At 43.4% G+C, this 7,688-nt stretch carries 6 protein-coding genes; all 6 read left to right on the top strand.

The genetic code is table 11. From position 1 onward, the window contains the following. Positions 1-216 precede the first annotated feature (216 nt). The gene (locus tag E1163_RS04325) at positions 217-1,071 is read left to right on the top strand and encodes a pirin family protein (protein WP_155169871.1); all 855 of its coding nucleotides are present in this window, start codon (positions 217-219) and stop codon (positions 1,069-1,071) included. Between the two features lie 73 nt (positions 1,072-1,144). Further along, positions 1,145-2,431, top strand: a complete 1,287-nt coding sequence (locus tag E1163_RS04330) for a retropepsin-like aspartic protease (protein WP_155169874.1) — start codon at positions 1,145-1,147, stop codon at positions 2,429-2,431. A 268-nt stretch (positions 2,432-2,699) separates the two neighbouring features. Next, positions 2,700-3,449, top strand: a complete 750-nt coding sequence (locus tag E1163_RS04335) for an outer membrane lipoprotein-sorting protein (protein WP_155169877.1) — start codon at positions 2,700-2,702, stop codon at positions 3,447-3,449. Positions 3,450-3,579: 130 nt separating this feature from the next. Continuing rightward, a complete protein-coding gene (locus E1163_RS04340) occupies positions 3,580-6,660 on the top strand; it encodes a WD40/YVTN/BNR-like repeat-containing protein (RefSeq protein WP_155169880.1) in 3,081 nt (1,026 codons plus the stop codon). A gap of 435 nt (positions 6,661-7,095) precedes the next feature. Continuing rightward, on the top strand, positions 7,096-7,248 hold the full coding sequence (locus E1163_RS04345) for a hypothetical protein (RefSeq protein ID WP_155169883.1): 153 nt from the start codon (positions 7,096-7,098) through the stop codon (positions 7,246-7,248). A gap of 143 nt (positions 7,249-7,391) precedes the next feature. Further along, the coding region (locus tag E1163_RS04350) for a hypothetical protein (RefSeq protein WP_155169886.1) at positions 7,392-7,688 on the top strand (297 nt) is incomplete at its 3' end.

The following is a 7,688-nucleotide window of genomic DNA, read 5'->3' on the forward strand; positions in this document are numbered from 1 at the left end:
ACCACGGCAGGTAAAAACGTGGATTTTCAGCAGGTACTTCAACATATGACTGCACTGGCCAGGGAACAATACCCTGATGCGGAAGCTCTTATTTTTGATAGCAACCTCAGGCATGCCCGTGTGGTAAAATTCCGTCTGCCCTACCCCAGTAGTTACTAAAAAACATAACCATGACTGCTTGACTGACGTTCTCATGTACAGTAGAAAATATAATCCATGAGAACTGTCAAAAAAATTCATAACGCAGAGTATCGCCCTATAGCAGACCTAAAAACCTATTCACCTCTGCCAACACGGCAACTTGACCAGATTGATCCGTTTTTATTCCTTAACCATCACGGGCCACAGACATACCCACCACATAACCAGGGGCTACCCTTTGGTCCTCATCCACATCGTGGCATGCAGACTGTGACCTTTATTATGGAAGGCGACATTATGCACAAAGACTCAGGTGGCCATGAAAGCATTATTACCGGGGGTGGTGTACAGTGGATGGTAGCCGGCAGCGGACTTATCCATGCTGAAATTTCATCAGATGAATTTAAAAAAGAAGGTGGACCACTGGAAATTCTACAACTCTGGCTTAACCTTCCGGCTAGTCTGAAAATGACAGCGCCTCATTATACAGGCCTTCAAAAGCAAGACATTCCCACCCAAACCCTCTCCAATAATAAAGTGACCATGAACCTGATTGCGGGCGACTGGGATGGAACCCATAGTGCATTTGCACCACAAACAGATGTCCACCTGGCCACCATCAACTTTATGCCTGGTGGGGAATTAGACCTGCAAGTGCCTTTAGACCAAAACATCTTCTTTTATGTGATCAAAGGGCAGCTTGAGGTGAATGGTCATACCGTAAAAGCAACTCAACTTGCAGAATTTGAAAATGACCATGAAAACCTGCAAGTCAAAGCCTCTACAGAAAGCACCTTGCTCTTAGGCTATGCAAGACCTTTCAATGAACCTGTAGTCGCACAGGGCCCTTTTGTAATGAACACGGAGCAGGAAATCTATGAAGCTTACGACGATTACAGAAAAGGCAAATTTGGTTCATGGAACGGGTAAGAGGTGTCCCTCCTCCTCCTTGTTTGAACTCTAATAACATATACAAACCAATTATCTTTTTACTCCGGGACTTATGAATAGAACATTATTCGCGCTGGCAGCACTTTTATTGCTTATCTTCCAAAGTTGCAACCGTACTGAAAAGCCAGAGAACGATCATCAGGTTTACAAACACCTGGATTCCTTGTATAGAAACAAAGCCTTTTTTGAGCTAAAAGACGAGTTCAATGAAAACAAAGCATTGCTCAGTGATAGGGACCGCCTCATAATTAAGGCCTTTACCCATGCCATTTTCAATAACAGGGAAGTTTCCAATATAGCAATAGACAGCGTCATGCGCTACCACAATGCTTCCCTTTCAGACTCCCTCAAACTCCAACTGCTAGAGACTAAAGTCAACAACAGCGTATTTATTGGCAGGTACAATGATGCCTTTGAAGCAACCAAAGCCATTCTGGCTCTAAGCGGGTTAAGCAAAGAGGAAAAAGAAGACCACGAAAACACCTTGAAAATTTATGATGCGTTAAAAAGCAGCCCCGGTCAGACAGCGATGATCACAGAAAGTACACTGCCCATTAGTAAAGACATAGCTGGACTTTCAAGAATACCAGTCAGCATCAGCAATACAGAGCAACAAGCGGTTTTTGATACGGGCGCAAACTTGTCCGTAATTACTGACAGCCTGGCGATGAAATGCGGCCTTACCACGCTCGGAGAAACTTTCAAGGTTACTGCGCTGACCGGTAACGAAGTAGGCTCTCATATAGCTCTGGCCGAGTCATTGACAATAGGAAACACAACCTTAAAAAATGTAGTGTTCCTTGTATTTCCCGAAAGCAGCCTGAGTTTTCCTTCAATAGGTTACCAAATCGACCTGATCATCGGCTTCCCGGTTATTCACGCCCTTAGGGAGGTGAGTATAGTAAATAATGCAAACCTCCACATCCCTGAAACTACCGGCGATTACGCTGTCACTAATATGGCTCTGGATTTTCTCACCCCTATAGTTGCCGTAGTCCAGGATTCCCGCACCCTCCCATTCACCTTTGATACCGGGGCATCATCGACCCAGCTTTATAAATCATATTTTAATCTTCATGAAGATGCCATAGTTCAAAGTGGCAAACCGGACTCTGTATCTATCGGTGGAGCCGGTGGAGCTATAAAAACTGCTATTTATAAAACCACCTTCTCCGCAGCCATAGCACAACAACCATTTCGCGTGGATTCCGCCCAGGTCTTTTTTGATCATGACCTCAAAAAGGATATAGGCATGTACGGCAACCTGGGGCAGGATATATTCCAGCAGTTCGACACCCTTACCATGAATTTTGAAAGGATGTTTTTAAGGTTGAATTAACCTAAATAGCTAACGACTAGCACAAAACAAAGCAACATATAGAATGTCTCACTGCGATTAACACACCTGAAGTTGCAGTGGGGCATTTATCATTTCAATTCTGGAAAAAAGGGGAATTTTCATCATCACTAAGCACCAATCATCAGCAAATACCATAAGATCATCACTTCTTGGTTAGAAGTATCTATCTTTTTTGCCATATTCACTTGTCTTTTGGCTCCAAGAGCTTTAAGATGAGTAAACTAAATCAAACCTTGATCGAACAGATATGAAAAGAATGAAAGTAATGGTGCTGGCATTGATTTTTGCAGTATCATGGGCACAGGCCCAAACGGCAGATGAGATTATTAAAAATTACTTTGAGAATACCGGTGGATATGAAAACTGGGGAGCACTTAAGGGTGTAAAAATGAACTTCAAAGTGAATCAGGGTGGCATGGAAATCCCTATTGAGGTAGTTCAACTGGCCGATGGCAAGCAGTACACCAAAGTTACCGTTCAGGGAAATGATATCATGCAGGGGGTTTATGATGGTGACGTGCTGTGGAATACCAATTTCCAGACTATGAAAGCTGAAAAAGCCGATGCAGAAGCTACAGCTAACCATAAGCTCAACACCAACGACTTCCCCCAGGACCTTTACGACTACAAAAAGAAAGGCTATAAACTTGAGTTGGTTGGAAATGAGACTGTAGAAGGAACCGAAACCTTTAAATTAAAACTTGTAAAAGAACCGGTAACCGTGGACGGTGAAAAAGTGGAAGACGTGGTGTATTACTTCTTTGACAAGGAGAATTTTGTTCCTATCGCACAGGAAACCGAAGTAGTTTCAGGCCCTCAGAAAGGTATCATATCTCATATTACCTTTAGCGACTATCAGGAAGTTGAAGGTTTCTACTTCCCTTTTGCCATATCACAGGGAGTAAAAGACGGACCTTCCCAGCCTGTAACCATTGATGCTATCGAAATTAATCCTGATGTGGATGAAAGCGCTTTCTCTTTCCCGGAAGGTGAATAAATGATTAAATGGCTCGGAGAAATCTGAGCCATTTTAATTTTCTGTACCCTCAGTTACCAACCGCATACCGCACCGTTGGTAACGACGCTTTAAAACCCAAAATCGTAACAACATATCTAACCTTAGACACATGAAAAAATTATTTTATGTAATGGTAGCCCTGTGCATATTGGCTTCTACCCGGGCCTCCGCTCAGGAAGAGGTCAACCTTTCGGGCAAAGAACTTTTTGGTGACCTGCAAGCCAGACAAATAGGCCCGGCACTAATGAGCGGAAGAATAAATGATCTGGAGGGCCACCCAAAAAACAACAAGATCATCTATGCAGGAGCAGCAGGTGGTGGTGTATGGAAATCTTTTGACGGAGGCGTCACCTTCAAACCCATATTTGATGAACACCCCCAGTCCATAGGCGTCATAAGTGTTGACCCCAAAGACCCGGACAATACCATTTGGGTAGGAACCGGAGAGACCTGGACAAGGAATAGTGTTTCCATTGGTGACGGACTTTTTCAGTCAACCGATGGCGGCAACAACTGGAAAAAAACAGGCTTTGAAAAATCAGAACGTATCAGCAGTATCGCCATCAGCCCATCGTCTGATGAAATGTACATAGGCGTACTTGGCGCATTGTGGAGCGACAGCGATGAGAGAGGTGTTTACAAATCACCTGATGGTGGTAAAACATGGGAAAAGATCCTTTATGTAGATCAAAAAACAGGTTGTAGTGACCTGGTGATGGACCCGAAAGACCCTAACACCTTATATGCCTCCATGTGGGAATTCAGAAGAACCCCCTGGTCGTTCAGCTCAGGAGGCCAGAACAGTGCCTTATACAAATCAACCGATGGGGGTAAAACCTGGAATAAAATCCATAACGGATTCCCTTCCGGCAAATTAGGGCGAATTGCAGTAGCAGTGGCCCCCTCCGACCCTAATATACTCTACACCGTTCTTGAAACAGAACAGGCCAGAAATAACGGCCTTTACCGCTCAGATGATGCTGGAAAAAGCTGGAAGCACCTGAACAATGACTTTGGTCTTGTTGTAAGGCCATTTTACTTTTCCCGCCTGGTGATAGACCCTAAAAACCCTGATGTAGTAGTTAAAGGCGGCTTATTTGGCTCCATTAGTCGTGATGGAGGCAAAACCTTCAAAAACCTGGGCAATATGCATGCGGATATCCACGACATTCTTTTCGACATCAATGACTCCGATCGCATGTATGTAGGCACCGACGGAGGTGTATACCGTTCTTACAATGGTGGTACTACCATGGAGATTGTTCCTAACCTGCCCATCTCCCAGTTCTACCACATTAGTGTTGACGACAACGAGCCCTACAACATTTACGGCGGCCTTCAGGATAATGGCTCATGGTATGGCCCCTCCTCTTCACCAGGCGGAGTAGAAGCCCGGGATTGGAATTCCATAGGTTTTGGTGATGGTTTCAGGGTTCTGAAGCACCCTACCAAAAACATCATTTACTCTGAAATGCAGGGAGCTGAAAATGTATGGCGCTATGATGTAGAAAGAAATAAAAACAAAACTATTCAGCCTCTGCCGGTAAAAGGAGACCCTAAACTGCGGTTCAACTGGAATGCCCCTATGGCTGTAAGTGTTCATCAGCCCGACCGGTTTTATATGGGCAGCCAGTTTCTTCATAAATCCGAAGACATGGGCGACACCTGGGTTAAAATTTCACCCGACCTGACCACCAATGACCCTTCAAAACAAAGCCAGGAAGAGTCGGGCGGTCTGTCAAAAGATAATTCCGGAGCAGAGAACCATACTACCATTTTCACCATCGCAGAATCTCCGCTTGATGAGCAGGTAATATGGGTTGGCACTGATGATGGCAATGTGCAGGTAACACAAAACGGAGGCAAAAGCTGGACGAATACAGTAGCTAATATTCAGGGCTTGCCAAAAAATACTTGGTGTTACCATATTGAGGCCAGTAGTTTCAATAAAGCCACTGCCTATGCCGTATTTGAAGGACACAGCACCGGTGACTTCAACACCTATGTTTACAAAACCGATGATTTCGGTAAGACATGGACATCCATAGTAACCGATGAAATTGATGGCTTTGCCCGCAACATTCAGGAGGATTATGAAAATGAAAACCTGCTATTCCTGGGAACTGAGTTTGGCCTCTATATAACCATCAACGGAGGAAAATCATGGTCAAAATTCACCAACAATGTACCTGCCGTAGCTATCCACTACATCGAATTGCAGAAAAAGACCAACGACCTGGTATTGGGCACACATGGCCGGGGAATAATAATTATTGATGATATCTCCCCGCTGCGTCAGCTCAGTCAGGAAGTACTTCAAAAAGACGTTCACTTCTTTAACACCAAACCTACGGTGATGGTGGAAGAAAGCGGCTTTGGCGGAGGAAGTACCGAAACCCAGTTTGTAGGCCCGAACCCCTCCACGGCGGCACGAATAGTTTACTACCTGAAAAAGCGACATACATTTGGCAAAATGACTATGGAAGTCCGCGACAATGAAGGAAATAAGATTATGGACCTGACCCCGGGCAAATCCAAAGGAATCAACATTGTGACGTGGAACTACAGAACAAAGCAACCGAAAGTAGCCAAGGGCAAAACCTTCACTTATGGCGGGTTTACCGCCCCAAGAGTAATGGCAGGCACTTATAAGGTAGTAATGACGAAAGGAAAAGACACTTATGAAACTGATCTGGTTCTGGTCAACGACCCTACCTCGCTGTTAACTGACGCCGACCGCAAAGTAAAGCATGACGTAACCATGAAGCTTTATAATATGTCTGAAGACCTGGCCTATACCGTTTACGAAATGGATGAGTGGATTGCAAGAGCCGAAAACCTGCTCAAAGAAGATGCTAAATCAAAAAAAGTCACGGAGCCGGTCATCAAATCGCTCAACGACCTGAAAGATACTATGGTTATCACCAAAGGCGATAACTACGTAGGCGCGGCAGAGCCTCAGTTAAGAAAGAAACTATCAGACCTGTACAGTAAAATAGCCGCAGGTTTTGAAAAACCATCTGCGTCAGAGATGGACAACCTCAGGCTGATCGAAGAAAGGTTCGACAAAGCCAAAGCAGACTTTAAAAGTATAAAAGACAAGCAAATTGGCAAAATGATCGCTTACCTTCAAAAGAGCGAGTTAGAGCCTGTAACTATCAAAAATAAAGATGATTTTTTGAGTGAATAAGATGAGATTAAGGCCGGGTTTGCCCGGCCTTTGTTTTCCTCTACCTCTTCCCGGTGCCTGGCTTTGAATTAACATCCTCACGCAAAGAAAACACGCGCTAAATAGTATACCAACCCAATCCCACTCTGCAAATCCATTGAAAATTCCGTGTAATAAATTATCACGTAATGTCATTTTAAAAGGGTGATTTTAGCCTTTATGCCTATTACAGTACAGTAGCGCAGCTATTGGTTTGGTTAAAATTTTCTTTACTTGCTATTGGTAGCGAATCAGTTTACAATACAAAGCCATACAAGGATAACTTATTCATTACCAGCGTACCATTGCCTGAAAGTACAATTAGATGATCGTACAGGAAACCATTAAGTTTGTGACGGTCTTTACACAATTGCCTGACGACCAAAAATTAACTAAACCATTTAAATTCAAAAACAAATGAAAATTAGAAAAATTGCCGCCATTGCATTCATTGCCACATTTGGACTGGCTTTCACCTCATGCCAGGAAGAAGAAGTTTCCCCCGCTAATGACCATGTATTAAAAACGGAAGGAGTTGATATGGAAGAAGCTGGTCATGATGATTTTTAAAGTTACATGCCGTTAGGAGAAAGAAAAAGGTTAGTTTCCTAATGCAGGTAAGTTTTAGGGTTTATATGAATATTGATTACATAATATTATAGGCATATTTGTCGACCCATATTTACAATAATCATCCTAAACTTACTTTACCCATGCGGAAGCTAGCCTTATGCCTATCACTCATATCGTTTTTCTTTGCCTGCAATTCCGATGAGATTTTAGAGGTTAAAAATAAAGAGACTGAAGATTTAGAACGCATCCATGCTGAATTCATGAAGCATAAAAGCGAGCCTGAACAAGCCTATCCGATTCTTGAAAAGCTAAAAGATCTGGCTCAAAATACAACGAACAATGAATTTCTAGCCAAATATTATGCTCATTATGCCCTATTTAAAACCGATGAAGGTGATTATGAGGCAGCTACCAATTCTTATAGCAAGGCTTTAGAA

The organism is Fulvivirga kasyanovii (assembly GCF_009711405.1).
GTDB classification, from domain to species: Bacteria; Bacteroidota; Bacteroidia; order Cytophagales; family Cyclobacteriaceae; genus Fulvivirga; species Fulvivirga kasyanovii.